This window comes from Microbispora sp. CL1-1, assembly GCF_012034195.1.
Taxonomy (GTDB): domain Bacteria; phylum Actinomycetota; class Actinomycetes; order Streptosporangiales; family Streptosporangiaceae; genus Microbispora.
The window spans coordinates 24,780-48,755 of sequence record NZ_JAATEK010000026.1 but is presented as its reverse complement, the minus strand read 5'-3'; the positions used below and the strand labels follow the sequence as shown (position 1 = coordinate 48,755).

The following is a 23,976-nucleotide window of genomic DNA, read 5'->3' as shown; positions in this document are numbered from 1 at the left end:
ATCTGCCGGATCGGCTCCGTCGTCATCGTGCGACCTCGAGGTTGTACGTTGCCTGGTAGAGCCGCGTCGCCGCGGCCTCGTCCGGGATTCCGGCGCTGTCGAGCGCGTCGACGTATCGGAGGGTCTCCTCGTCGAAGAGCAGGCCGACGCGGGCGCGCAGATCGCTGCGGGCCTTGGCGGTGATGTTGCGCAGCGACTCGGCACCGAGCAGGCCGCGCAGCATCCGCTGGGGCAGCGTGCCGGCGCCCGCACCCGCCGGGGCGTCCGTGGCGCCGTAGCCGAGCAGCCCGATCATGAAGATCAGCGAGAGCGACTCCACGTCGAAGGAGATCAGCTTGGCCACCGAGCGCTTGGTCACGCCCTCGGTGCGGATCAGCTCGGTGACGTGGTCCTGCCAGGCCGTGACGGTCCTGGTGGTCCTGCGCGCGATCTCCTCCGACGGGCGGCCGAGCCCAGGCGTCGCGGCCAGGCGGTCGCCCGCGCCCGCCCGCTGCCGCCAGCGCGTCACGACCTCCTCCGCGGCCTGCTGGACGGCCGAGTTGATCAGCGCTTCGAGGCCCGACCGCAGGGCGGTCTTCAGCCCGCGCACCCGCTCCGGGCCCTGCTGGTGGCTCTTGGCGCCGCCGCGGCGCAGGTGAAGGGTGCGCATGAGGTCGCCCGTGCCGGCGAAGTCCTGCCACCGCGCGAGCACCTCCCCGCGCAGCAGCGAGCCGTCCCTGGTCGCCTCGTCGATCCGCGTCAGGGCGCCCATGTAGGCCGCGTCGACGTCGGAGCGCAGATCGGCGCGCAGGGCGACCTGGGTTTCGAGGTGCCGGGCGAGCGCGGGCAGCCGGGTGCGGAAGCTGTTCAGCACGCCGTTCAGCGTCGTCTTGACCGCCGCCTCGCGCCGCTCGTCGTCGGCCGACAGCCCGGACAACCAGATGCGCAGATCCGCGATCTCGATCTCGGGCAGCCGCCCGTCCTGTACGGACGTCTCGTTGATGACGAAGCACTCGACCTCGCCGAGGCCGTACTCGTTCAGCATCCGGCCGAAGTGCTTGACGACGACCTCACGGGATCTCGGCGGCACCCGGGACAGCACGATGACCAGGCGCGCCCCGCGTTCCTTGGCCCGGCGCAGCAGGCCCCAGGACGGCGCGTCGGCGTACCGGGACGCCGTGGTGACGAACACCCACACGTCGGCGGCGTCCAGCATGCGGTGCGCGATCTCGTGGTGTTCCTCCACGACCGAGTCGATGTCGGGCGTGTCGAGCAGGGCGATTCCCCGGGACAGGGACGGGCTCGACGTCAGCACCACGCTGCCGGCCGGGGCGTCCCGCGTGGGCTCCTCAAGCCTCTGCAGGCCGCCCAGAAGGTCGCCCTGCGCGTACCACTCGTGGTCGTCGGGGTGACAGACGATCACGGGCGTCGCCGTGGTGGGGCGGCGCACTCCCGTGGCCGAGACCTTCCCTCCGGCGAGCGAGTTGACGATGGTGGACTTGCCCGCTCCCGTCGAACCGGCGATGGCGATCAGCGCGGGCGCGGTGCTCATGTGCACTCGCGGGATGACGTAGTCGTCGAGCTGCGCCAGGACCGCGGCCTGCGCCTTGCGCGCCTCCTCGGAGCCCGGCACGTCGAGACCGAAGTGCAGGCCCTTCACGGCCGTACGGAGCTGGTTGAGCGCCTCGGTCAGCGCCGCCGAGACCGGCTCCGGCATCGGGAACGAACGGACCCGATCGCCGTCGGAGTCATTGGACTCGTCGGTCTCTTCTGTCTCCTCGGTCTCGCCGGGCTCCCGGGTCTCGCCGGGCTCATCGGCGGCATCCTCGGCGACCTCGGCATGATCGGCGGTGTCCTCGGCATGCTCCGCGTCTTCGGCGCCCTCCGCGTCGTCCGCACGGCTCTGCGGCGCGTCCTCTGCCTCCACCACCGGCTCGCCCTCGGATCCGGGGCCCGAGGGAGGCGAGGCGCTCTGCGCGGCGGGGCGGTCCGCTGTCTCGTCGTCGCGGATGGCGCGGAACGCGACGGTCCGCTCCCCCGGCGACTCCGGGTGCGCCCCGCTGTCCCGCTCCCCGGCGTCCCGCTCCGCGACGTCCCGCTCCTCGGTCACGGCGTCACCGGAACCCGCACCGGTCCCGTGGTCGGGCGTGTTCCTGGCTGCCGATCTCACGGGATCCGCTCCGCTCGCACCATTTCGATCTCCTGGCCGACCTTGACGACCTCGCCGACGATGACGATCGCCGGAGGCCGCACCCCGGCCGCGGTCACCCGTTCCGCCACCGTCGACAGCGTCGCGGTAACGGCTCGTTGCGTCGGAAGAGTACCGTCCTGTACCACCATCACGGGAGTTTCCGGTGAACGTCCGTCTCGAACGAGTGTTTCGGCGATCTCCTTGATCCGTTCGACGGCCATGAGCAGTATCAGAGTTCCGTTCGATCTCGCCAATCCGGGCCAGTCGACGGTGGACCTGGAGTCGCCGGGCGGGACGTGCACGGAGATGACGTGGAACTCCTGGCTCACCCCGCGATGGGTGACCGGAACCCCGGCTGCTCCGGGGACCGCGACCGCGCTGGTGATCCCGGGCACCACGGTCACCGGGATGCCCGCCCGGGCGCAGGCGATCATCTCCTCGCCGCCGCGGCCGAAGACGAAGGGATCGCCGCCCTTCAGCCGCACGACGAACCTGCCCGCGCGGGCGTGCTCGACGAGCAGTTCGTTGATCTTCTCCTGGGACAGCGACCGGCCGTACGGCACCTTCGCCGCGTCGATCAGCTCGACGTCGGGCGACAGCTCGTCCAGGAGCGCGCGCGGCGCGAGGCGGTCGGCCACGACCACGTCGGCCTGGGCCAGGAGCTGGCGTCCGCGCACGGTGATCAGGCCGGGGTCGCCGGGACCGCCGCCCACCAGCGCGACGCCGACGGGCTTGGTGCGGTGCCGCCGGGCGTCGACGGTGCCGTCGCGCAGCGCGCCCACGATCGCGTCGCGGATGCCGGCCGCGCGGCGGGGATCGCCGCCCGCGGTGACCGCCACGCCGACCTCGTCGACCCGCCCGCTGGCGGGGGTCCAAGCCGCGGAGGCGTCCTTGTCGTCGGCGCGCACGCACCAGATGCGCTTGGCCTCGGCCTCGGCGGCGACCGCGGTGTTGACGTCGCGGTGGTCGGTGCAGGCGTGCACCAGCCAGGCGCCGTCGCAGTCGCCGACCTGGTAGGGCCGCCGCTCCCAGATCACCCGGCCCGTGGCGATGAGGTCGTCCAGCGCCGGGGTGACACTGGGCGAAACCAGGGTGACGGAGGCTCCGGCGTCGAGCAGTGCGGGAACCCGTCGCTGAGCGACGCGTCCCCCGCCGACCACGAGCACCCGCCGCCCGTCAAGGCGGAGGCCGAGCAGGTAGGGCGCCATGACCCCTGTCTCCCTAGAGCGTCAAGTGTGCATTGTTAGGAGGCAAACCTACCCGCTGGGCTCGGGCGACATTCACAGGATGAGACTTGTGAGTCCACAGAGCGATCGGCCGCGGGCCGCGCCGCCTCCACTCGCCCTTGCCGCCTGCGGGCCGCGCCGCCTCACTCCGCCTTGTCGGCCACGCCCGCGGAGTCGAAGGTGGCGACCTCGTGCATGACCCGCGCCGCCGCGCTGACCAGAGGGTGGGCGAGCAGTCCGCCGGTGCCCTCCCCCAGCCGCAGCCGCAGGTCGACGAGCGGGTCGAGACCGAGATGGGCCAGCGCCACCGCGTGGCCGGGCTCGGCCGAGCGGTGCCCGGCCAGGCAGTAGCCGATGGCGTCGGGCGCGAGCCCGCCGGCCGCCAGGGCCGCGGCTCCGGCGATCACGCCGTCGAGGATGACCGGCACCCGGGCCGCCGCGGCGCCGAGCACGAATCCGGCGATGGCCGCGTGCTCCAGGCCGCCGACCGCCGCGAGCACGCGCAGCGCCTCGCCGGGCCCCTCGGGTCCGGCTCCCGCCTCGGCGATGCCGTTGACCCGCAGGCCGCGCCGTACGATCTCGATCTTGCGCTCGTAGGTGGCGTCGTCGACGCCGGTCCCCCGGCCGGTGACCTCGGCGGCGGGCCTGCCGGTGAAGGCGCAGATCAGGGCGGCCGACGCGGTGGTGTTCGCGATGCCCATGTCTCCGGTGACCAGGCAACGGGCGCCCGCCTCCACCAGGTCGCGGGCGACCTCGATCCCGGCCGTGAGGGCGGCCGTGGCCTGCTCCTCCGTCATGGCGGGCCCCTGCGACAGGTCGGCCGTGCCGTACGCGACCTTGCGGGCGAGCAGCCGGGGCGCGGGCGGCAGGTCGGCCGCGACGCCGACGTCGACCACGGTCACCGACGCGCCCACCTCGGCGGCGAAGGCGTTGGCGACCGCGCCTCCCGCCGTGAAGTTGGCCACCATCTGCGCGGTGACCTCCTGCGGCCAGGGGCTGACCCCCTGCGCGTGCACGCCGTGGTCGGCGGCGAAGATCGCGAGGGCGGCCGGGGCCGGGAGCGGCGGCGGGCACGTCCCTGCGATGCCGGCGAGCCGCACCGCGACGTCTTCGAGCACCCCGAGCGAGCCGCTCGGCTTGGTGAGCCTGTCCTGGTGGGCCCTGGCCTCCGCCATGGGGCCGGGCTCGACCGGGCGGATCGCGCCGATCGTCTCGCCGAGGGGGGACGTCATGCTCTCTCCTTCTGCGCGGCGGCCACACGGCGCCTGACGTAGCGCGTCGGCTACGGCAGGCCGGTTACACCACGCTGGCGATTCCGGGCTGGGGGAGCGGCCCGTCCGGGGCGTCTCCGCGGGGCTCCTCCCCCGCGTCGCCGCGGCCGGCCACGCCGATCATGCTATCGGCCCCGTCAGCGCCTGCCGTTTCCGGTTCCGGCCTCTCGCCGTCGACTCCCTGGAAGGCGTCCGCGTCGAGCGGCTCGCCGCCGGTCTCCCCGGCCGTGGTCAGCCGCGGGGCGATGGCGGTCACGAGGCCAGCGTCCTTCGCGGCGCCCGGGCCCGCCTCCGGCGTACGCCGCGGGGGGAACGGCGGCCGGGTCACCGGCAGCCCGGGGGACGGGCGGCGGGCGGCGGGCGCCGAGGACTGACCGCCTCCGGCGAGCGCCTCCTCATACCTGTCGATCACCACGTCGGCGAGGCCCTCGCAGTCGCCGATCACCTCGGCGCAGCGGATGTCGAGGCCCTCGTGGTTGGCGCCGTACGCCAGGGCCTGGGCCCAGATGCGTTCGAGGACTCCGCCGGCGAACAGGACGTACGGCAGGACGATCACGCGCTTGGCGCCGAGCCTGCGGCAGCGCTCCAGGCCGCCCGGCACGCCGGGGCGGGTGTGCGACACGTACGCCGTCTCCACGGTCAGCAGGTCGGCGGCGTGGGTCTCCCAGAACAGCCGCGAGACCCGGTGGACCTCGGCGTTGACGGCGGGGTCGGTGGAGCCGTGCCCGACCAGGACGACCGCGGTCTCGCTGGGGGCGATCTCGGCGGGCGGCTCGTCGGTCACGAACCGCGGCATCTCCGCGCGGGCGTCCGCGAGCCGCTCCGCGAGGAGCCTGAGCACGCGCGGGTCGGGCCCGAGGGGGCGGCCGAGGTCGTATTCGAGCGTGGGATGCCGCTCCTGCTCCAGTGCCATGGTGCCCGGGATGTCCCCGAGCGCGCGCCGGTCGCCGGTGAGGCTGAGCGGCACCGCGATCAGGTGGTGGTGTCCGCGGGCCACGAGAGAGGCGATGGAGTCGCCGAGCGGGGGGCGGGCGTTCGTGATGAAGCCGCCGCTCACCTCGGCGGGAAGCCCGTCAAGGCGGCAGCGGAGGCGGTGAACGAACCTGCCGAACTCGGCGACGCCGGTCTCATCATGGGTGCCGTGGCCGATGAGCAGCAGCGGCGGTTTCATCTAGCTGATCTCCCCTGCAGTTGACCTGCGTGTCGTTCACAATCCCCCGCCCCGCCCGGGCCGGCGCCACCCCGTTCGCGTGCCGGGACGGATCTCCCGCATCTGGATGCGCGCTCACCGGCCGGCGGGAGGCTCACGGCTGGCGAGGATAGCCTTCCGGCCCCCAATCATGGTGGCCACTTGACCGATGGGCACAGGGGCTAGGGGGATTCTTTACCTATTGCCATGAAATTTCCCCGTTGAGCATGCCGAACAGGACGGCGTCGGCCCAGCCCCCGGGGACCGGCAGCGCCCGGCGCATGATGCCCTCCTCGATGAACCCGGCCTTCCTCGCGACCCCCTGGCTCGCGCGGTTGCCCGTCGCGACCAGCAGGTGGACCCGATGGAAGCCGAGATCGAACAGGTAGGCCGTCGCCAGTCGCGTGGCCTCCACCGCGTACCCCCTGCGGCGGGCCCACGGCGCGATCCAGTAGCCGAGCTCGGCGTCCCCGCGTTCATGGTCCTCACGTTGCACGCCGATGGCTCCGGCGAGCCGTTCCCCGTCCTTCGGCTGGATCGCGAAGTTGCCACCATAGCCGGGGCCGTTCGCGTGCGCGAGCCGGGTGCACCACTCCAGCGCCCGCTCCAGCGTGTAACCCTCGGCCCACGGCATCCATCGGGCGATCTCGGGGTCGCCCTTGACCGCGTCGACCACGTCGAAGGCGTCCTGCCGGGCGAACGGCCGCAGGACCAGCCGCTCGCTCTCGATCCTGCGGCGCGGGACCGACCGCTCGTCGCCGCGCAGCCTGCCGAAGACCACCAGGTCGTGCGGGCCGTCGTCCTCGAATCCCGCGCCGCGGAGCAGTCCCTCACGGATGAAGCCGGCCTTCTCCGCGACCCTGATCGACGCGAGGTTGTCGGCGTTGGCCCGCAGTTCGATCCGCCGCAGCGGACCCTCCCCGAGCAGGCGGCCGACGAGACCGCGGAGCGCCTCGGTCGCGTATCCCCGGCGGCGGTAGCCGGGATGCACGCCGTATCCCACCTCGGCGGTGCCCATGCCCCACTGGGCCTTGAAGACCGTGATCGACCCGACCACGCCGTGCCGCGCGTGCATCGCGAGGTGGATGCCCTGGCCCGAGCGCCACAGCTCGTGCACGCCGTACGACAGCCACTGCGCGATGCCGGACGCGTGCCCGGGTGCGCCCGGGGGCAGCGCGGTGGTGTGCGCGCCGTCCTCGATGATGGCCCGCACCTGGCCCGCGTCCCCGGGACCGAACGGCCGCAGGATCAGCCGTTCCGTGTTGATCGTCAGCCGCTCGTCGAACAATACGTCGCTCCATCCCAGAAGAGGATTTTTCACCCGTCGGGGGTTATGTGGGACACGGCCGCACCGCTCCCGATGTTTGGGGCAGGCGGTCCGGGTACGAGGCACGTCAGTGACCCTAATCGGGAGGTGAGGTCATGAGTATCCAGCGCGGCAGCGACAAACACGGCCGCCGGCTCGACGAGGAGCAGAAGCACGAGACGCAAGGCCTCGTGCAGGGCGCCGGACCCACCCGCGTCGAGGAGTGGCGCGAGCCCGAGCCGACGCAGCAGCCCGAGGACGACATGTCGCCGCCCCGCCGGCACCCGCCCGGGCACGAGCCCGGGACGCCGCTCGGCATCACCCCAGCCGACGTGGAACGCCGCAGTCACCTCGCCACCTGGCTCAGCGACGCCGGGTTCCCCGCCGACCCGGCCAGGCTGATCGCCCACGCCCGGCGCAAGAACGCTCCCGACGCCGTGATCGAGGCCGTACGGCGGCTGCCCGAAATGACGTTCCACAACATCGCGGAGGTCGCGAAGGCCCTTGGACTCGGAGTCGAACGCCAGCGCTGGTAGGGAGGGCCCGTGAGACTGGACTTCATCCGCGGGCTGTACGAGCGCAGTGGCCCGTACGCCTCGGTATACGTCGACACCGACCGGTCCTCCGAGGGCACGGCCAACGTCGTCCAGCGCCGGTGGGCGCAGCTCAGGGAACGGCTCGCCGAGGAGGGAGCGCCCGCCTCCGCGCTCGACCCCATCGGCGAGCTGATGTCCGATCCGGCGTGGGCCGCGCCCGGGCGCGCGGTCTTCGCCGTGGAGGGCGAGGTCGTGTTCACCGAGGCGCTCCGGCACCGTCCGCGCCGGCAGACCGCACGCTGGTCGCCGCTGCCTCACGTGGTGCCGCTGCTCGCGCAGCGCGGCGAGCACGTGCCGCACATCGAGGTGCTGGCCGACCGGGCCGGAGGCGACGTCGCGGTGGTGGCCGACGGGCGGCGGCGCGAGCTGACGGTGGAGGTGGCCGACCCGACCCGGCCGCTCCAGAAGACCGGCCAGGGCGGCTGGTCGCAGGCCAACTTCGACCGGGAGGTCGAGGAGGGCTGGCGCCGCAACGCCGTGGCCCTCGCCGAGGTGGTGGAGAAGGAGGCGCACCGCATCGGCGCGGAGGTCGTGGTGCTCGCCGGCGATCCCAAGGCCCGCGGGCTCGTGACCGACCACCTCGGCAAGGACGTCGTACGGCGGCTGACGGTGGCCGAGCACGGCAGCCGGGCCCCGGGCGCCGACCTGGACCACTTCCGGCGGGAGGTCGAAGAGGCCTGCCGGGCCTGGATCGAGCGGCGCTGCGAGGAGCTGCTGAACACGTACGCGTCGGGCAACGCCGTGGCGGGCCTGGCGGAGACGGCACGCGCGCTGCGCGACCGGCGGGTGGCCGTGCTGCTGATGCACGACGACCCGTCCTCCACGGCCATGATGTGGATCGGCCCAGAGCCCACGCATCTGTCGACCGACCCTGCGGAGCTGGCCGCCTGGGGGGTCGAGGAGCCCATGCGGGAACGCGCGGACGCCGCCCTCGCACGGGCGGTGGCCGCGACCGACGCCGAGCTCTGGTTCGTCCCGAGGCTGGAGTCTCCCGACGGGATCGGCGCGCTGCTGCGCTTCTGACCCCCGGGTTCATGACCCGGAACGGCTAGTGACGTGTAGGCGTGCGACCCAGGGCGTGCGACCGCCGGCTTGCGATCCGGGGCTTTCGCGCCCGGGTCAGCACGCCCGGGCTGTCGCGCCCAGGTCTTCGCGCCCGGGTGCTCGCGCCGGGGTCAGGTCACGATCAGCACTTCGAGCGTGCGGGGGCCGTGCACGCCCTCGACCCGGTTCAGCTCGATGTCGCTGGTCGCCGAGGGGCCGCTGATCCAGGTCAGGGGCCGAGTGGGGGTGAGCCGGGCGACGGCGTCCGGCACGTTGGCGACGATCTCTGCGGCCCGCACCACGCACAGGTGATAGTCGGGCACCAGCGTGAGCGCCCGCCGGCCCTGGCCCGGCCCGGCGTCGAGGACGATCGTGCCGGTCTCCGCGATCGCGACCGCGCAGGTGGTGAGCACGCCGTCCACGGCGTCGAGCTCGGCGGCGCTCAGCGGCGGGTCGTCGGCGACCGCCTCCGCGTCCGCGGCGGCGAGCCACGGCGCGGGGAACCCGGCGGGCACGACCACCCGCCGCGCCCCGCGATCGGTGAGAGACCGCGCGACGCGTTCCGCCACGCCCGGCTCGTCCACGAGGTGGACCACGGCGCGGTAGTCGCGGACGCGCTCCTCGAACAGGCGGATGTCACCCGGCTCGTCCGACGGCCCGCGGTAGGCGCGGGTGATCTCGACGTCGGGCACGCCCGCCAGGGCGCGGCGGACCCGGCCGAGGATCAGGTCGCGGGAGCTCATCGGCGTCCTCCGTCCGTGCGGTCCCACCAGTCGCGGAACGACTCCTTCGGCACCTCGGGAAGGTCTCTGGTGTCGGTCCAGCCGCCGAGCGGCCCGGGGAGCCTGCGGGGCACGAGCCGACGCAGCCGTGCCCCGGCCCGCTGCAGGCGCGCGAGCCGTCCCGACCGCTCCAACACCCATCCGGCCGCCGCCATCCCGGCGCGCTCCGGCCAGGGGTGGCGGGCCCGGGAACGCAGGTCCACGAGTACGGACGGGATGTCGATGGCCACCGGGCAGACCTCGTAGCACGCGCCGCACAGCGAGGAGGCGTACGGCAGCGAGCGGTCCAGCTCGGAGCCCATGCCGCGCAGCTGCGGCGTCAGGATCGCCCCGATCGGCCCGGGATAGACCGACCCGTACGAGTGGCCGCCCACCCGCTCGTACACCGGGCAGACGTTGAGGCAGGCCGAGCAGCGGATGCAGCGCAGCGCCTGCCGCCCCACCTCGTCGGCGAGCACGCCGGTGCGGCCGTTGTCGAGCAGCACGAGGTGGAACTCCTGGCCCTCGGCCGCGCCGGTCCACATGGAGGTATAGGGGTTCATCCGCTCCCCGGTCGAGCTGCGGGGCAGCAGTTGCAGGAAGACCTCCAGGTCGCGCCAGGTCGGCAGCACCTTCTCTATGCCGACCACGCTGATCAGCGTGCGCGGCAGCGTGAGGCACATGCGGCCGTTGCCCTCGGACTCCAGCACGACCAGCGTGCCGGTCTCGGCGATCGCGAAGTTGGCCCCGGAGATCGCGACCTTGGTCTTGAGGAAGCGCTCGCGCAGGTGGAGCCGGGCCGCCTCGGCCAGCGCGGCGGGCTCGTCGGTCAGGTCCTCGGGGGCGGGCCGCCCCCAGCCGGACATGTGCTCGGCGAAGATCTCGCGGATCTCCGCGCGGTTGCGGTGGATCGCCGGGACGAGGATGTGCGAGGGCCGGTCGTCGCCCAGTTGCACGATGATCTCGGCCAGGTCGGTCTCGTACGCCGTGATGCCCTGCTCGTGCAGCGCCTCGTTGAGGCCGATCTCCTGGGTGACCATCGACTTGACCTTGACGACCTCGGTCTCGCCCGTGGCCTTCACCAGGTCGGCGACGATCCGGTTGGCCTCGTCCCCGTCGGCGGCCCAGTGCACGTGGCCCCCGGCCGCCGTGACGGACTCCTCCAGCCGCACCAGGTATTCGTCCAGGTTGCGGAGCGTGTGCTCCTTGATCGCACGGCCGGCCTCGCGCAGCTCGGCCCAGTCGGGCGCCTCCGCGACGACGCTCGCCCGCCGTGCCCTGATCGTCCGGGTCGCCTTGCGCAGGTTGAACCGCAGCTGCGAGTCCCGTACGGCTCTCGCGGCGTTGCGGGGGAAGGGACGGTCCGCCGGCATGCCGAGGAAGGTGACGCTCATCGCACCCCCGCCGTCTCGGTCGAGCAGAGGATCTCGGCCAGGTGGGTCACCCGTACGCCGGACTTCTGGCGGCCGAGCATGCCGCCGATGTGCATGAGGCAGGAGTTGTCGGCCGCGCACAGCACCTCGGCGCCGGTGTCGAGGACGGCTCGCACCTTGTCGGCGCACATCGCCGCCGACACGTCGGCGTTCTTCAGCGCGAAGGTGCCGCCGAAGCCGCAGCACTCCTCCGCGCCCGGCAGCGGCACCAGTTCGAGCCCCTTGACCTGGCGCAACAGCGTCAGCGGGCGGTCGCCCAGGTGGATGCCGCGCAGGGAGTGGCACGTCGGGTGGTAGGTGACCCGGTGGGGGAAGTAGGCCCCCACGTCGGTCGTCCCCAGCACGTCGATCAGGAACTCGGTCAGCTCGTAGGTCTTCGGCACGACCTGCGCCACCGCGTCGGCGAAGGGCCCGGACGACCCGGCCAGTTTGGGGTACTGCTCGCGGATCATGGCCGCGCACGAACCCGAGGGGACGACGACCGCGTCGTAGCCGCGCAGCGCCGCCACGCTGCGCCGGGCCAGCCGTACGGCCTCGTCCCGATAGCCGGAGTTGGCGTGCATCTGGCCGCAGCAGGTCTGGGCGCGGGGGAAGTCCACCTCGACGCCGAGGCGGCGCAGCAGGCGCACGACCGCACGCCCGGTGTCCGGGAAGAGCGTGTCGTTGACGCAGGTGACGAACAGGGCTACCCGCACATGCCCCTCCCGGCGTGTATGGTCAGACCAAATATGGTCAGACCATACATCCTGGTGCGCATGCGGCGACACCAGGCATCGGAGGAGCAGTGGTGACCCCCGGAGATCGCCGGCGTACGGACGCCCGCCCGCGCGCCTTCGAGGAGGTGCTCGCACGCATCGAGGAGCGGATCGCGGCCGACGGCCTGACCGTGGGCGACCGGCTTCCGGGCGAACGGCAGCTCGCCGAGCAGCTCGGCGTGGGCCGGTCGTCGGTCAGGGAGGCGCTGCGCGTGCTGGAGACCCTCGGGGTGGTCGCGTCGCAGGCCGGCCGGGGCCCGGACGCCGGGGCGGTGCTCACCTCCCGCCCGGGAGAGGCGCTCACCGACCTGCTCCGGCTGCATCTCGGCCTCGCCACGCTCTCGATGCGCGAGGTGATCGACACCCGGCTGATGATCGAGCAGTGGGCCGCGGCCCGCGCGGCTTCGGCCCGCGCGGCTTCGGCCCGCGCGGCTTCGGCACAGACGGCTCCCGCACAGACGGCTTCCGTGCAGACGGCTTCCGCGCAGGCGGCTTCTGCTCAGGCGGCGACCGGACGGATGGCGGAGGCGATCGCGGCCATGGACGCCGCCCGCGACCCCGCCGAGTTCGTGGAGCACGACATCGCGTTCCACCTCGCCCTCGCGGAGGCGGCGGGCAACCGGCTGATCGTGGCGGTCATGCGCGCGCTGCGCGACGCCCTGCGCCGCTACGCCGTGGACGCGGTCGTACGGCTCGGCGACACCGGCGGCCTGCAGGACGACCACCGGCGCATCCATCGGGCGATCGAGGACGGCGACGCCGGGGCCGCCGCGGCGGCGGTCGCCGAGCACCTCGCCCGCGCCTATCCGGAGTCTGGCCGGGATTCATAGAACGTGTTCTAATCACGCGTGTGGCCGATGATCTGAGACTCGGGCTGAACCTCGGGTATTGGCAGCGGAACGCCGACGACGCGACCGAGGTGGTGCTGACCGCCGAACGGCTGGGCTACGAGTCGGTGTGGACCGCCGAGGCGTACGGCAGCGACGCGTTCACCCCGCTGGCCTGGTATGGCGCGCGGACCAGCCGCATCAAGCTCGGCACGAGCGTCGCCCAGTTGTCCGCCCGGCCCCCGGTGACGACCGCGATGACCGCGATGACGCTCGACCACCTCACCGGCGGCCGGCTGGTGCTCGGCGTCGGCGCCTCGGGCCCGCAGGTCGTGGAGGGCTGGTATGGGCAGCCGTTCGCCGCGCCGCTCGCCCGCACCCGCGAGTACGTCGAGATCATGCGGAAGGTCTGGCGGCGGGAGGAGCCGGTGACCAGCCCGGGCCCGCACTATCCGCTGCCGCTGCCCGGCGGCCTCGGCAAGCCGCTCAAGCTGATCACCCACCCGCTGCGGCCCGAGATCCCCGTCTACCTGGGCGCGGAGGGCCCGAAGAACGTCGCGCTCGCCGCCGAGATCGGGCAGGGCTGGCTGCCGCTGTTCGCCTTCCCCGAGAAGATCGAGGCGATGTACGGCGACGCCCTGTCCGGCGCGAAACCGGGGTTCGACATCGCCGCCATGGTCATGGTGGTCGTCACCGGCGACCTGAGGGCCGCGCTCGACGGCGTGAAGATGATGCTGACGCTCTACATCGGCGGCATGGGGGCCAAGACCCGCAACTTCCACGCCGACATCATCGGCCGCATGGGCTACGCGGAGCAGGCCCGCCGCATCCAGGAGCTGTACCTGGCCGGCCGCCGTGACGAGGCGTTCGCGGCCATCCCCGACGAACTGGCCGACGGCATCGCGCTCCTCGGGCCGCTCGGCCGCATCCGGGAGCGGCTGGAGCTGTGGCGCCGCAGCCCGGTCACCACGCTGCTCGTCATGGGCCCCCGTGACGAGCCCACGCTCAGAGCCGTACGGGATCTGGTGTTCGGGTGAGCGCGGCCCGGGCGGCGGCAGCGGCGGCGAAGGCCCGCACCAGCGGGTGCGGCTGCCGTTCGGCCAGCTCGGGCTGGAACAGCGTGACGAGATAGAAAGGGTGGCCGGGCAGCTCCGCGACCCGCACCTCGCCCTCGTCGTCGTGCCCGGTGAAGCGCAGGCCGTGGGCCTCCAGCGTCGCCAGATGGGCGGGATCGGGCCCGTAGGAGCAGAAGTAGCGCTCCACGGTCCGGTCGGCGCCGACGATCCGCTCGGCGAGCGAGCCGGGGACGAGCCGGACCGCCGCCTCGTGACCGGCGAGGGAGCAGGCGAGCTGCCTGATCAGCGGGTCGGGGGCGGCCGGGTCGTTCTCCGCGTGGCTCACGCTCAGCCCGCACACGTTGCGGGCATACTCCAGCAGCGCGTGCTGGAAGCCGGCGCAGGTGCCGAGCAGCGGGATCGCGTGCTCCCTGGCGGTCCGCGCCGCCGTGATCGCGCCCTGCTCGCTGCGGTAGGGACTGCCGGGCAGGATCCAGACGCCGTCGAAGCCGCTCGGATCGGCGACCTCGTCGGTCCTGATCCAGTAGGCGTCGAGGTCCAGCCCCTCACGCTCGCGCAGCGCGTCGAGGATGAGCGGGATGCGGGTGTGGGCGCGGACGGCGGGTGACCGGTCGCCCACCAGCGCGATGCGGGGTCTCATGACGTCCATGCTGGCGACGTGCGAACTTAATGACAAATGATGATTTTTGGGGTTTGCATAAGCGATGCTGATGTCGTGGATCCTCACCTGCTGCGCACGTTCGTGACCGTGGTCGCCGAGGGGTCGTTCTCGGCGGCGGCCGACCGGCTCGGCTACACCCAGCCCGCGGTGTCCCAGCAGATCGCCGCACTGGAGGCCGACCTCGGGGTGCCGCTGCTGACCCGCCGCCCCGTACGGCCGACCCGGGCGGGCGAGCGTCTGCTGGAGCACGCCGGTCCGCTCCTACTGCGGCTGCGGGCCGCGCGGGCGGACGTGGCGCGGCTGTCCGCCCAGCCGTGGACCCTTACCGTCGCCGCCGGGCCCCTCGCCCTTACGGCGGACACGGCGGCGGCGCTGGCCGGGGTGACGACGCTGCGCATCGCGGGCGCGGCGGCGGCCGTGGCGCTGGTGGCCTCGGGCGAGGCCGACCTCGCGCTGACCGACGGCCCGGCCGCGCCCTCCGACCCGCTGAACCTCCCCGACGCGGGGCCGCTCACCACCGTCGGCGTACGGGAGGAGGAGCTGGTGGTCGTGCTGCCGGAAGGACATCCGCTGGCAGGCCGGTCCGGCCTGCGGCTGGACGACCTGGCCGATGCCCTGTGGGTGGACGCCCCCGAGGTGATGCCGCTCGACCGCCTGCGCGCGGTGGCACGGCTGGACGGGCTGCGGCCCGGCATCCGTTATGAGGGTCACGACCCGGCCGTCGCAGCGCGCCTGGCCGCGGCCGGGCACGGACTGACCCTGCTGCCCGCGTCCGCCGCGCCGTGCGGGGTCCGGGTGCCGCTGGCCGCGCCGAGGATCGTCCACCGGGTCGAGCTGGTGCACGCGACCCTTCCGCCAGGCCCCGCCGCCGAGGTCGTCCGCGCGCTCACCTCCTGAGCGACAGGTCACCCACCGCGTCGGCGTAGTAGACCGACCCGCCGAGGTGGAAGGCGACCTGGCGGAGTGTCCAGCCCGCCCCGGGCGAGTGGTCGAGCTGCTCCGGGCTCAGCACCTCCAGACGGGCCGTCCAGATCCGGGCGAGCCGGGTGAGCCTGCTGCGGGCCTCGTCGAGATCCTGCTCGGTGAACGGAGCGAGGTCGGCCGCAGTGGTGATCATCGACGCATGCCAGTGGTCGGGCAGGGGCACGCGGCCGGCCAGCCGGTCCTCGATCTCCGCCAGATGGTCCACGAGATGGTCGGCCACCCGGCGGATCGCCTTATGCGGGGTGTAGATCCGATCTTCCGAGGGCACCGGCAGGCCGTCCCAGGCGGTCCAGGTCGCCGCCAGGCGGGAGCACGTGGTCGATCATCTCGGCCACGACCCGCGCGGGCTCGCGGTCGTCGGTCGGCGGGGCGTCGGTCATGAACGGCCTCCAAGGTGCGAGGGCATGTGCCCGTGCAGGCTAGGGCCGCGTCGTTTCGACGCCCGCCGAAAGGTCCTGCCGACCGTTTTCCGGAAATAGACGACCGAGCCATCCGAGGCGATCGCCCAGCTTCCGGCCCAGCTGGTCCGGAACCAAAGAGGATAAATCCAGGTAGAGGCATTACATTCGCGAGTGGGTGACGGCGTGCCGGCAAAGGGGATGTCACGAAGACGGAGGCGTCGCAGGCCCCTCCGGCCTCGCGCTTGACACGACCGACATATGGGTGATTTATGGATTTATGGGGCATTTGACCGATGCCGATCGCGGAACTGATGATTGGTCCGATTTCTGCCGATCATCGTGGCCCGGTTGGCGCGGTCGCGCCCGCGAGTGGACCATTGTCGCCGGATTGCTGCAGGAGGCCAGGGTAGGCCGGGGTGCGGTCCTACTGGTCGAGGGCCGGTCAGGTGTCGGGAAGAGTCGCCTGCTCGGCATCACGACCGCCGCGGCGCCGGAGGCGGGGCTGGGAGTCGCTCAGGGCGCGGCGGACGAACTGACCCAGCTGATTCCCCTCGCCCCGCTCACCTCGGCGCTCGGGGAATCGAGCTATGCGCTTCCCGTGGCCGCTCAGATGAGCGTCTACAGTCACGCCGATCAGCGGCTGCTGCTGGTGGAACACCTGCAGGGACAGCTGGAGCAGCGGGTGGCCCGGGAACCGACGCTCCTGGCGTTGGACGACCTGCACTGGGCTGATCCGATAACTCTGCTGGCGCTGCGGTCGATGACCAGGGATCTCGCCTCCTATCCGCTCGTCTGGGTGCTGAGCCGTACGACCGGCGGCGGCGACTGTCCCCGCCTCAACTGCCTGTTCGACCTGCTGGAACGTGACGGCGCGACCCGGATCACCCTGGAGGCGCTGGACCAGGAAGCGGTGGCGGACGTCGTCGCCGACGTCCTCGGGGCGAAGCCCCACCCGGACGTGCTGGCCCTGGCCGGCATCGTGGACGGCAACCCCTTCCTGCTCGTCGATCTGCTGGAGAAGTCCAAAAGGGAGGGCGTCTTCCAGATCGCCGACGGTCGCGCGCGGATGGCGGCGTCCCCGCCGCGCACTCAGGCGATCATGCAGGAACGCCTGGAAAGGCTGTCCGCGCCGACCAGATATCTGCTTCAGTGCGCCGGAATCCTCGGCCGGTCGTTCTCGGTGAAGGATCTGGCCGAGATGCTCGGCGAATCGACCAATGGTCTGTTGCCGATGCTGGAAGAGGCGATGTCGGCGGGCATCATCGAACCCGCCGGAGATGAACTGTCCTTCCGGCACGACCTGCTGTGGCAGGCGGTGATCGGGACCATCCCCGACTCCGTACGCCGGGCCATGCACCACGATGCGGGAAAGATGCTGCTCAAGCGAAGCGGATCGGCGGTTCCCGCCGCCGCGCACCTTATCCACAGTGCCGGTCGCGGTGATACCTCCGCGCTGCTCGCGCTGGACCGAGCGGCGCAGGAGGTGCTGCGGTCCTCACCGCAGACCGCCGTGGACCTCGCCATGCGGGCGCTGGAACTCAGCGACGCCGCCGACCCTGCCTGGTTCGGCCGCGCCGCCACAGCCGTCGACGCGCTGACGGTCATCGGACGGCTGTCCGAGGCCGCGGATCTCGCCCGTTCCGCGCTTGGCAGGGCCCCGCCTCTTCATGCGCCTCGCCTGCGCTGCGCGCTGGCGCACATCCTGCTGCTGAGCGGCCGGCCGGCGGATGCGGTGTCCGAGACCGAAAACCTGCTCGCCCGCAAAGACCTGCCCGATGACCTTCGCGGCATCGCCGAATGGACGATGTTCTGGGGGCTTACCTGTCTGAACGACTTCCGCAAAGGACGGCACCGGGCGGAAACCGTTCTCGCCGGCCGCGAGCGGCACACCGATGCCGCCGTCGTCGGGGCACTTCTGCTGCTCGCTCGGTTCGCCATGGTGGACGGGCGGATCGCCGACTCGTACGCGCACCTTTGCGAAGCCTTGCGCATCACCGAACGCGGCGCCGCCGAAGCCATTCAGCGCCCGTATACGCGCCTGATACTGAGCCTCTACTACAGGGCCATGCGCGAGTTCGACGCGGCCGAGATCGCCATCCGGGCCGCCGAGGAGGAGATCAACGACCTCGGGCTGACCGTGCTCGCCGCAGAACCCGCGCTGTTCCGCTCCGTTCTGCATCTGGGCGCCGGCCGACTCGACGACGCCGCCGCCGAGGCCCAGGCCGGGAGCATGACCGCCGAAGAACTCGGCACCCACGGGTTCATCCGCGTCGGGCTGTCCATACTCGCTGTCATCGCCCTGCGGCAGGGCGACATCGACGCCGCGGTCCGGCACATCGAACGCTTCCAGTCCATCCCCGCCGCGCCCGAGATGTTGTTCGGATCGGTGTGGGAGAAGTGGGTGATGGCGGCGGTGGCCGAAGCCCAAGGTGATCCCGGGCGCGCGGTCGACATTCTCGACGCCATCTACACCGACGAGGAGAAACGGCGCTGGGCACTCCTCACGACGCCTCTCATGGCCGCCTGGATGACCCGGGCGGCGCTGGCGGCGGGGAACCGCCCGTACGCGCGGGCCGTCCTTGACACGGCCGAGTATCTGGCCCGGAACAACCCGGATTTCCCGATCTTCACCACCACGTTCGTTCACTCCTGGGGACTTTTCCACCAGGACCCCGACGCGCTGGCGGCCGCCGTCGACCAGCCCGAACCGTGGGCACGCGCCTTGGTCACCGAAGACCTCGGCGTCCTGCTGGCCACCGCGTCCGGCCCCGGCACCACCGCGAAGGCCGTCGACGCCTTGGACAAGGCGCTCGACGGCTACGAGCGCATCGGTGCGCTCTGGGACGTGGCCCGCCTGCGAGCGCGGCTGCGGGCGCTCGGAGTGCGGCGCCGCCACTGGGGCCGATCACAGCGGCCGACCGTTGGCTGGGACAGCCTCACCGACACTGAACGGGCGGTCGCCGGCCTGATCGCCAAGGGGATGACCAATCGCCAGATCGCCCAGCGGATGTTCCTCTCCCCGCACACGGTGTCCACCCACCTCCGCCGGATGTTCGGCAAGCTCGACATCGCATCTCGCACCGAGCTGGCCCGCATCGTCGCAGAAAAGTGCCCTGAGCTCATCGAGAGTGATTAGGCGGCGAGGTGGTCCCCGACCGGATTAACGCCATCGCGGACGGGATAAGAGTGAGGCAGGTCACACACCCGGCGCGGGGGAGAACAGATGCGGTCCAGATCGTCAGCGCTGAACCGGGCGGCCGCCGGCGTGTACGCGGCCCTCGCCGCCCAGGTCGTGTCTGTGACCGCGCTCGCCGTGTTCGAGGAGACCAGAGGCAGGCGGCTGGCCGCGCAGATCGCGGCCTTCGGCGGCGATCCCGCCTCTCCCGCCGCCCGGACCGTCAGCGGCGCCGCCACGGCGTTCGCCGTGCTGGTCCTGCTGGCGATCGGCGCGACCGTGGCGTGCGCCGCCGCCTATCTGTCCTGGCTGCGGCTGGTGCGCCAGGGCACTCCGCCCGTCGCGCTCGCGGCGGCGTGCCTCGTGCCCGGCGTCAACCTCGTGGTCCCGCCGTTCCTCGCCGACCTGGCCTGGCGCGAGGGCCCGGCGGGGCGACCCCGGCGAAACGGCGGCATCATGCGAAGCGGCGATCCCGCGCGGGGCGAGCCGTACGGCGCCGGAGACCGGACGCGGTGGCTGGTCGTCCTCGCCTGCTGGTGGATGAGCTGGCTGGCCGCGCTCGGCCTGGTGTTCGCCGGCCCGGCCCGGGACGGTCTGACCGGCCTCGGCACGGCCCAGGCCGCCGCGATCGCCGTAGCGGCGCTCCTGTGCGCCTCGGCCGTCCGCGAGGTCACCCTCCGGCACGCGGGCGCCGGCCGGAAGCGGACGGCACGGCCCGCCGTCCGGCCGCAGGTCCGCCTCGGCAGCACGCTCGACCAGGCCGAACGGCCGTCCGGCAGGCCGGTCGGAGACCGCGCGGCAGGGAGCGGAACGGCGGCGACCGGCGCCGGATCCGATGCCCAGCGCTCCGAGCCCGGCCCCACGGCCTCCGGCCGCGCGGGAAACGGCGGCGAGGAGGATCACCGGCCGGGCGGTGGTCCCGAGCTGCCGGAGCTGGCGTGCCAGAGCCGCCGCTGGGGCGCGGACGGGTGGCCGGGGAGCCGCCCCTCGCGTACGGCCGGCGGGGCGCCGTTGTCGGAGTAGGGCGACACCCGGAAGCCGTTGCCGTATTCGATGGGCCGTCCGCCCACCCCGGCACCGGGCACGGGCACCTCGCTGATCAGGGCGCGTACGGCGTCGAGCCCCTCGGTGCGCCACACGCGGTCGAGGTCGGCGAGGTTCCAGCAGTGGACGGCGCGCAGCGAGACCGCCCGGCCCCCGGTGCGCCGCACCACTCCCCTGGCGGCCAGCAGCCACGACCCGAACACGGTCGCGGCCGTGTGCGCCTGCACCGACTCGAAGAACGTCAGGTCGATCGGTCCTGTGGAGTCGTCCAGGGTGGTGAAGATGACCCGCTGCCCCGACCGCACGGCGGGCGTCTGGGTGGCGACCTTCACCCCCGCGACCAGGATCTCCGCGCCGTTGCGCTGCCGGAGCAGATCCCTGGCCCGCGTCACGCCGATCGCGTCGAGCAGGTCGCGGTAGAAGTCCATGACGTGGTGGCTCACGTCCATGCCGAGGATCTCCAGCTCGGCCTCGACGGCCTCGGCCTCGGTCATCTCCGGCAGCTCGCCGGGCGTGACCCGGTCGGTGAACCCCATCGGGAGCTGCCCGGCCACGCCCACGGGTGAGCCCCGGTCGAGCGCGCCGACCTGGGCGATCAGGTCGCGCCTGGTCAGCCGGCCCGGCCGCCAGCGCGGCTCCCCCGGCCGCAGGCCGTGCAGGGCGTCGAACCCGCCGACCTCCACGATCCGCTCGGCCACCGGCCGTGAGGGCCGGGCCCGCTCCCAGAAGTCGGCCAGCGAGGTGTAGGGCCGGCCCGCGACCATGCGCTCCACCTCGGCCTCGCTCACCCCCCGTACGGCCGAGAACGGCACCCGCAGGCCGTATCCACGGCCGAACTCCACCGGCCCGCCCTCCACCGGCCCGCCCTCCACCGGCCCGCCCTCGGCCGGGCTCGTACGCTCGACCAGCCAGGTCTTCCCCGACCGGTTGACGTCGAGGGGCAGGACGTCCACGCCGCACTGGCGGGCCTCGTCGAGGATGACCCGGCTCGGATACATGCCGGGGTCGTGGGTGAGCACGCCCGCGAGGAACGCCGCCGTGTGGTGCCGTTTCAGCCAGGCCGACTGATAGGTGGGCAGCGCGAACGCCGCCGCGTGCGCCTTGCAGAACCCGAACCCGCCGAACGCGTCGAGCACCTTCCACGCCTGCTCGACGACGTCGTCGGCGTAGCCGTTCTCCTTGGCGAGCGGCACGAACCAGGCGCGTACGGCCTCGCGGCCCTCCGGCGTGCCGAGCGCGCGGCGGGCCCGGTCGGCCTCCGACAGCCCCGCCCCGGTCATGACGTCGATGACCTTCATGACCTGCTCGTGGAAGACGACCACCCCGTTGGTCTCCCTGAGCGCATCGCGCAGCGACTCGTGCGGGTAGCGCGCCTCGCGGAAGCCGTGCCGGGTCTCCAGGTAGGGGGTGACCATGTCGGAGTTGACCGGTCCCGGGCGGAACAGCGAGATGTCCACGATCAGGTCGTGCATCGTGCGCGGCTCCAGCTTGGCGACGAGTTCGCGCTGCCCCGGAGACTCGATCTGGAAGCAGCCGATCGTGCGGCTGAGGCGGATCATGTCGTAGGTCTCCCGGTCGTCGCGCGGGACGGCGTCGAGGTCGATCTTCCGGTTCTCGACCCGTTCGACCTCCTGGAGGGCGTAGGCGAGCGCCGACTGCATGCGTACGCCGAGCACGTCGAGCTTGAGCAGGCCCGCCTCCTCGACGTCGTCCTTGTCGAACTGCGACATCGGGAAGTCCAGCATGCTGCGCTCGACCGGGGTGCGGTCGCGCAACGTGGAGTTGCCGATCAAAACGCCGCAGGGGTGCAGCGCGATGTGCCGGGGCAGCCCGTCGAGCCGCTCCGCCAGGCGGAACACCGTCTCCAGCGACCGGTCGTTCAGCCCGCTGTCGCGCAGCTCCGGCAGGTCGGACAGCGCGGCCCTGATCTGCCTGGCCCGCACCTGCGGGAACGCCTTGGCGATGACGTCGATCTCGTGCGGCGGCAGGCCCATGGCGGCGCCGACGTCCCTGATCGCGCTGCGGGCGCGGTAGGTCTCCATCATCGACACGCAGGCCACCCGATCCTCGCCGTACCGGTCGAGGATCGCGCGGTAGCAGTCGAGGCGGCGGGCCGACTCCACGTCGATGTCGATGTCGGGCAGGCCCTTGCGGCCCTCCGACAGGAAGCGCTCCATCAGCAGGCCGTGTTCGAGCGGGTTCACCTCGCCGATGCCGATCAGGTAGTTGACCAGGCTGCTCGCCCCCGAGCCGCGGATCGCGCAGCGCACGCCCATCGCCCGGATCATGTCCGTGATGCCGGCGACGGACGTGAAGTAGCCCGACAGCCGCTTCTTCTCGATCACGTGGAGCTCGGCGGCGAGCCGGTCGCGGGCCTCGGCCGAGCGCTCCAGGCCGCGCCGGGCCAGCCCTTCCTCGCAGCGCCGCCGCAGCAGGGGCACCGGGTCCTCGCCGACCTCAGGCAGGTGGAGCCGGGGCCGCTCGGGGTCGAGCAGGGGCACGATCTCGACAGGGTCGAGCACGCACAGGTCGGCCACGCGGCGCGTCTCGGCCAGCAGCCGCGCGGCCCGGCCGGTGTCGCCGCCGCAGATCCGCGCGGCCACCCGAGCCATCTCGGCGCCGTCCTTCAGGTACGCGTGGGCCGTGGGGTCGTCGAGGTGCCGCCCGTCGAGGGGCACCAGCTTGCGCGCCGCGTCGAGCACGTTGCCGACCTGGTGATCGGCGGCGTCCAGATAGCGGACCGCGTTCGTCAGCACGACCGGCACGCCCATCGAGTCGGCCAGCCCGATCATGCGGGCGGCGGTGCTCGCGTCGCGATAGCCGTACAGATCGGACACCTCGACGACCAGGTCGGGGACCACCGCGCGCCAGGCGGCCAGCAGGGTCCTGGCCTGGTCGTCGTGCCGCTCGGCCACCGCGCGGCCGACGCCGGAGCGGGGCCCGAGCAGCACGGTCAGCCGGGGCTCCCCGTCCGGGCCGGTCGCGTGCTCGGCCACCATGCCCGGCGTGACGTACGGCGCGCCGCGCTCCCCCGCGTGGTGGGCGGCCGTGACCAGGCGGCACAGCGCGGCCCAGCCGCCGGTGCGGGCGAGCACGACGACCCGCGCCGGCTCGGCCGCCGCCCCCCGGCCATGCCCGTGCCCATGCCCGTGTCCATGCCCGCGGCTGTGACCGGTGCGGCGGCCGGACGGCAGGCCGCCCTCGAACAGGTCGTCCGGCACGGAAGAACCGGGCACCGAAGAGCCGGGCAGGGAAGAGACGCCGTCGAGGGCGAGATCGACCCCGACGACCGGGCGGACGCCCTGCTCGTGGCACGCGATGACGTGCTTGATCGCGCCATAGAGGCCGTCGCGGTCGGTCAGCGCGAGCGTGTCCATGCCGTGCTCGGCGGCCCGCCGGACGAGGGCGGCCGGGAACGCGGTGCCGTACCGCAGCGAGAAGGCGGACGCCACGTGCAGGTGGGCGAAGGCGCGCGTCACGGGCACACCCCCGTCCGTCCCCGGTCCGTCCTCCAGCGGCCCGTCCCCCGGTTGGGTGGCTGGAGCGTTCCCATCAGTCCCAGGCCCTCAGCAGGAGCCAGCCGCCGCTGGCGGTGTCGAAGCGCAGTTCATAGGTCCCGACCTCCTTGCCGGCCGCGGCACCCACTCGCCAGAAGCGCCGCTCGCCGGGATCGGCGTCCGAGGTCTTCCACCACTCTCTGGCGACCACCCAGTGGTCCTGGACCTCGCGGACGGTGTAGAGCCGGTCACGCCAGACGAACTGAGCAGGGCGCCCGTCCCGGACCCACACCTCGATCGGATCGCCGTAAAGTCTGCTCAAGACTCCTTCTCCCTGTGGCTTCGTGGCCACCCGGGGGAAGACGGGCGGATGATTCGGGCAGAATCGCCGCTACTTCGAACATACGTTCCCAGGGCGGTGAACGCAAGTCGGCACGGCCCGTTCCCGGGTGCGAAATCCCAGGAAGCACGCCCGCGGGCGGAGCCGTCAGGCACCGGCGACCGCATAAGGTCGCCGGGCGGACGCTTCGCCGCTGCGAGGTGAGTCGTGACCACGATGT

At 72.8% G+C, this 23,976-nt stretch carries 19 protein-coding genes; 6 read left to right on the top strand and 13 right to left on the bottom strand.

The annotated features are described in order from the left end of the window. Positions 1-22: 22 nt before the first annotated feature. The 5 genes from HCK04_RS26550 to HCK04_RS26530 form a co-directional block, all read right to left on the bottom strand. Positions 23-2,089 (bottom strand): dynamin family protein, encoded by a 2,067-nt coding sequence (locus HCK04_RS26550; RefSeq protein WP_260617407.1) that lies wholly within the window; start codon positions 2,087-2,089, stop codon positions 23-25. A 56-nt stretch (positions 2,090-2,145) separates the two neighbouring features. After that, positions 2,146-3,378, bottom strand: a complete 1,233-nt coding sequence (cobA, locus tag HCK04_RS26545) for a uroporphyrinogen-III C-methyltransferase (protein ID WP_142650122.1) — start codon at positions 3,376-3,378, stop codon at positions 2,146-2,148. A 161-nt stretch (positions 3,379-3,539) separates the two neighbouring features. Next, the gene (cobT, locus tag HCK04_RS26540) at positions 3,540-4,628 is read right to left on the bottom strand and encodes a nicotinate-nucleotide--dimethylbenzimidazole phosphoribosyltransferase (protein WP_142650121.1); all 1,089 of its coding nucleotides are present in this window, start codon (positions 4,626-4,628) and stop codon (positions 3,540-3,542) included. A gap of 64 nt (positions 4,629-4,692) precedes the next feature. Beyond that, entirely contained in the window at positions 4,693-5,838 is a 1,146-nt protein-coding gene (locus HCK04_RS26535) for a sirohydrochlorin chelatase (protein ID WP_205830735.1), read from the bottom strand. A 217-nt stretch (positions 5,839-6,055) separates the two neighbouring features. After that, on the bottom strand, positions 6,056-7,177 hold the full coding sequence (locus HCK04_RS26530; protein WP_142650120.1) for a GNAT family N-acetyltransferase: 1,122 nt from the start codon (positions 7,175-7,177) through the stop codon (positions 6,056-6,058). 101 nt (positions 7,178-7,278) lie between these two features. Between HCK04_RS26530 and HCK04_RS26525 the strand changes: the two genes are divergently transcribed. Together HCK04_RS26525 and HCK04_RS26520 are read left to right on the top strand one after the other, a co-directional pair. Next, positions 7,279-7,698, top strand: coding sequence for a DUF2795 domain-containing protein (locus HCK04_RS26525; RefSeq protein ID WP_142650119.1), 420 nt, complete (start codon positions 7,279-7,281; stop codon positions 7,696-7,698). A gap of 9 nt (positions 7,699-7,707) precedes the next feature. Next, positions 7,708-8,781: a Vms1/Ankzf1 family peptidyl-tRNA hydrolase gene (locus tag HCK04_RS26520; RefSeq protein WP_142650118.1), complete on the top strand. Its 1,074-nt coding sequence runs from the start codon at positions 7,708-7,710 to the stop codon at positions 8,779-8,781. Between the two features lie 152 nt (positions 8,782-8,933). Here HCK04_RS26520 and HCK04_RS26515 read toward each other — a convergent pair whose 3' ends face one another. The 3 genes from HCK04_RS26515 to HCK04_RS26505 are packed head-to-tail and all read right to left on the bottom strand — an operon-like array spanning position 8,934 to position 11,691. Further along, on the bottom strand, positions 8,934-9,545 hold the full coding sequence (locus tag HCK04_RS26515) for an LUD domain-containing protein (RefSeq protein WP_142650117.1): 612 nt from the start codon (positions 9,543-9,545) through the stop codon (positions 8,934-8,936). Beyond that, positions 9,542-10,957, bottom strand: a complete 1,416-nt coding sequence (locus HCK04_RS26510) for a lactate utilization protein B (protein ID WP_142650116.1) — start codon at positions 10,955-10,957, stop codon at positions 9,542-9,544. The genes HCK04_RS26515 and HCK04_RS26510 overlap by 4 nt, the downstream gene beginning before the upstream one ends. Continuing rightward, a complete protein-coding gene (locus tag HCK04_RS26505) occupies positions 10,954-11,691 on the bottom strand; it encodes a (Fe-S)-binding protein (RefSeq protein ID WP_142650115.1) in 738 nt (245 codons plus the stop codon). Before HCK04_RS26505 ends, HCK04_RS26510 begins: the two co-directional genes overlap by 4 nt. A gap of 92 nt (positions 11,692-11,783) precedes the next feature. Here HCK04_RS26505 and HCK04_RS44335 point away from each other — a divergent pair, with 92 nt between their 5' ends. Together HCK04_RS44335 and HCK04_RS26495 are read left to right on the top strand one after the other, a co-directional pair. Further along, complete coding sequence (locus HCK04_RS44335) at positions 11,784-12,581, top strand: FCD domain-containing protein (protein ID WP_142650114.1); 798 nt, start codon at positions 11,784-11,786, stop codon at positions 12,579-12,581. A 20-nt stretch (positions 12,582-12,601) separates the two neighbouring features. Beyond that, positions 12,602-13,615, top strand: coding sequence for an LLM class F420-dependent oxidoreductase (locus HCK04_RS26495; RefSeq protein WP_142650113.1), 1,014 nt, complete (start codon positions 12,602-12,604; stop codon positions 13,613-13,615). Here the strand turns inward: HCK04_RS26495 and HCK04_RS26490 are convergent. Then, positions 13,584-14,294 carry a hypothetical protein gene (locus HCK04_RS26490; protein WP_240971833.1) on the bottom strand — a complete coding sequence of 237 codons (711 nt, stop codon included), beginning with the start codon at positions 14,292-14,294 and terminating at the stop codon, positions 13,584-13,586. The genes HCK04_RS26495 and HCK04_RS26490 overlap by 32 nt on opposite strands. 75 nt (positions 14,295-14,369) lie before the next feature. Here HCK04_RS26490 and HCK04_RS26485 point away from each other — a divergent pair, with 75 nt between their 5' ends. After that, the gene (locus tag HCK04_RS26485; protein ID WP_142650111.1) at positions 14,370-15,212 is read left to right on the top strand and encodes a LysR family transcriptional regulator; all 843 of its coding nucleotides are present in this window, start codon (positions 14,370-14,372) and stop codon (positions 15,210-15,212) included. On the opposite strand, the gene HCK04_RS26480 is transcribed toward HCK04_RS26485, so the two are convergent. Beyond that, positions 15,202-15,519, bottom strand: a complete 318-nt coding sequence (locus tag HCK04_RS26480; RefSeq protein WP_205830733.1) for a hypothetical protein — start codon at positions 15,517-15,519, stop codon at positions 15,202-15,204. The genes HCK04_RS26485 and HCK04_RS26480 overlap by 11 nt on opposite strands. A 13-nt stretch (positions 15,520-15,532) precedes the next feature. Further along, on the bottom strand, positions 15,533-15,679 hold the full coding sequence (locus HCK04_RS41405) for a hypothetical protein (RefSeq protein ID WP_205830732.1): 147 nt from the start codon (positions 15,677-15,679) through the stop codon (positions 15,533-15,535). Positions 15,680-15,986: 307 nt separating this feature from the next. Between HCK04_RS41405 and HCK04_RS26475 the strand changes: the two genes are divergently transcribed. After that, the gene (locus HCK04_RS26475) at positions 15,987-18,836 is read left to right on the top strand and encodes an AAA family ATPase (RefSeq protein ID WP_168066283.1); all 2,850 of its coding nucleotides are present in this window, start codon (positions 15,987-15,989) and stop codon (positions 18,834-18,836) included. 938 nt (positions 18,837-19,774) lie between these two features. Here the strand turns inward: HCK04_RS26475 and dnaE are convergent. Together dnaE and HCK04_RS26465 are read right to left on the bottom strand one after the other, a co-directional pair. Next, entirely contained in the window at positions 19,775-23,398 is a 3,624-nt protein-coding gene (gene dnaE / locus HCK04_RS26470; RefSeq protein WP_142650108.1) for a DNA polymerase III subunit alpha, read from the bottom strand. 73 nt (positions 23,399-23,471) lie between these two features. Further along, positions 23,472-23,738: a DUF6504 family protein gene (locus HCK04_RS26465; RefSeq protein WP_142650107.1), complete on the bottom strand. Its 267-nt coding sequence runs from the start codon at positions 23,736-23,738 to the stop codon at positions 23,472-23,474. Positions 23,739-23,976 lie beyond the last annotated feature (238 nt).

Coding starts and splice junctions, on each gene's coding strand:
- HCK04_RS26535 (WP_205830735.1), bottom strand. CDS start 5,838: ATGAAACCGCCGCTGCTGCTCATCGGCCACGGCACCCATGATGAGACC.
- cobT (WP_142650121.1), bottom strand. CDS start 4,628: ATGACGTCCCCCCTCGGCGAGACGATCGGCGCGATCCGCCCGGTCGAG.
- HCK04_RS41405 (WP_205830732.1), bottom strand. CDS start 15,679: ATGACCGACGCCCCGCCGACCGACGACCGCGAGCCCGCGCGGGTCGTG.
- HCK04_RS26515 (WP_142650117.1), bottom strand. CDS start 9,545: ATGAGCTCCCGCGACCTGATCCTCGGCCGGGTCCGCCGCGCCCTGGCG.
- HCK04_RS26490 (WP_240971833.1), bottom strand. CDS start 14,294: ATGAGACCCCGCATCGCGCTGGTGGGCGACCGGTCACCCGCCGTCCGC.
- cobA (WP_142650122.1), bottom strand. CDS start 3,378: ATGGCGCCCTACCTGCTCGGCCTCCGCCTTGACGGGCGGCGGGTGCTC.
- HCK04_RS26525 (WP_142650119.1), top strand. CDS start 7,279: ATGAGTATCCAGCGCGGCAGCGACAAACACGGCCGCCGGCTCGACGAG.
- HCK04_RS26510 (WP_142650116.1), bottom strand. CDS start 10,957: ATGAGCGTCACCTTCCTCGGCATGCCGGCGGACCGTCCCTTCCCCCGC.